We start from the raw sequence: 1,892 nt of genomic DNA on the forward strand, positions 1-1,892 counted from the left end.
CGGCCCTCGGCCACCAGGCGGGCGAGGCGGACGCGCGCGCCGCGCACGCCGCCCGGCCCGTCGAGCGGGATCGGCGTGCCGTCCGGCTCGTAGTAGCTGGCGTAGTGCATCATCAGGCCCTTGGTGTGGTTCCCGTACGCGGGGGACAGGCCGTACACCGCGGAGAACTCCATCCCCGACAGCTCCGCCCCGAGCTCGGCCGCCATGAGGTGCCCGTCGCCGGTGTCGATGTTGAGCCCGAACGCGCCGGACAGGAACGCGCACCCGCCGGTGGCCAGCACGACCGCCCCGGCCCGTACCTCATAGCGCTCCCAGCCCTCCTGACGGCGCAGGCCGGCCGCGCCCGACACGACTCCGGCGGAGTCGGTCAGCAGCTCCAGCGCCGGATGGTGGTCGAGGATGCGGACGCCGGAGCGCCGCACCCGCCCGCGCATGCGGCGCATGTACTCCGGCCCCTGCAGCGTGTTGCGCCGCTCCCTGCCGTACTCGTCGGCCGGAAACCGGTACCCCCAGCCGGCGAGCCGGTTGACCTGGCGGTAGGTCTCCTCCTGCACGCGGGTCATCCAGGTGCGGTCGGTGAGGCCGCCGCCGGCCGTCTCACGTTCGGCCATGGCCGCGTCGCGGACCTCCGGGTCCTCCGGTAAGTACCACAGGTTGTTGCCGCCGGAGGCGGTGGCGCCGCTGGTGCCGCAGTAGCCCTTGTCGGCGAGGATCACGTCGGCGCCCGTGCCCGCCGCCGCGATCGCCGCCCAGGTGCCGGCCGGGCCGCCGCCCAGCACGAGTACGTCGGTGTCCAGGCGCATACCCGATCATTTGCCCTTCGCCGTAATGATCCAGTCATCGATCGAGAAATTGCGTTTGATGAACTTCTCCTGGACCAGGAACCGCTGGGTGCCGTTCAGCAGCTTCAGCCCGGCGGCCGGAAACGGCTCGGCGTTGAGCTGGTCGGGCAGGGTGACCTGCTTGGTGATGTCGGCCGGGAAGTGCGTGACGACGGCGGAGAAGCTCAGGTAGTCCGCCCAGTTCGCCTTGGCCGCCCGGACCGCCTCCGCCTGGGCCCTGTCCCACACCGCGACGAAGTCCGGGTGGGCCTTGAGGAACCTCGCCGTCGCGACGGCGGCGCCGGTGCCGCGGTAGTCCGGATGGTCGCGGGACGCGACATCGATGATCTGGTACCCCTTACGCCGGTACTCCTCGGCGTAGGGCGGCGTCACGGCGGCCGCGTCGATGTCACCGCGCGCGAGGGGCGCGTCCAGGTCGGTCTGGTACACGTGCACGATCTTGACGGGGGCCACGTGGGCGTCCGCCAGCGCGCCCAGCAGGTACCGGTGCATGTACGAGCCGGTCTGCACGGCGATCTTCTTGCCCCGCAGGTCGCGCAGTGCGGCCGGGCCGCCCTTCCGGGCGATGATGTCGGCGTCGGTGTCGATGCCGGCGATGCCGAGCAGCCGCGTGGGCCGGCCGGCACCGCGCGCCACCAGCGCGGGCGTGTCGCCGTAGATGGCGACGTCGAGCGCGTTCCCGGCCAGCGCCTGGTTCAGGTCGGGGCCGTTCGGGAAGGTGTAGATCTTCACGTCCTTGACGCCGGCCGCGCGCAGCAGGGGCAGCAGCCTTCCCTTGCTCTGCAGGTAGCCGAAGGCGCCGCTCAGCCGGTTGCCCGGCCCGATCCCGGCGAGCCGCAGCGTGAAGGACGACGAGGCGTTCGATGCGCCGCAGGCGGCGGTGAGGGCGGCCGTGGCGGCCAGGGCGGCGAGGGTGATCCACCGGGGCGTTCTCATTCGGGGGTGTTCTCCGCATTCTCAGATCAGGGGTGGTCCGGGCTCGGGGGCGCGGCCGGACTCGTCACGCAGGGGCGGGCCGACGGCGAGGTTCCTCAAGGCCCACCCGGACTT

At 72.4% G+C, this 1,892-nt stretch carries 2 protein-coding genes; both read right to left on the minus strand.

Annotation, left to right across the window (positions count from 1 at the left end; all coding sequences use genetic code 11):
* The coding region (locus ACFFNX_RS48855; RefSeq protein ID WP_378213294.1) for an FAD-dependent oxidoreductase at positions 1–803 on the minus strand (803 nt) is incomplete at its 3' end.
* A 6-nt stretch (positions 804–809) separates the two neighbouring features.
* Complete coding sequence (locus tag ACFFNX_RS48860) at positions 810–1,778, minus strand: ABC transporter substrate-binding protein (RefSeq protein WP_378213296.1); 969 nt, start codon at positions 1,776–1,778, stop codon at positions 810–812.
* Positions 1,779–1,892: the final 114 nt, after the last annotated feature.

It is taken from the genome of Actinoallomurus acaciae, from assembly GCF_042429965.1.
GTDB classification, from domain to species: Bacteria; Actinomycetota; Actinomycetes; order Streptosporangiales; family Streptosporangiaceae; genus Actinoallomurus; species Actinoallomurus acaciae.

Coding starts and splice junctions, on each gene's coding strand:
- ACFFNX_RS48860 (WP_378213296.1), bottom strand. CDS start 1,778: ATGAGAACGCCCCGGTGGATCACCCTCGCCGCCCTGGCCGCCACGGCC.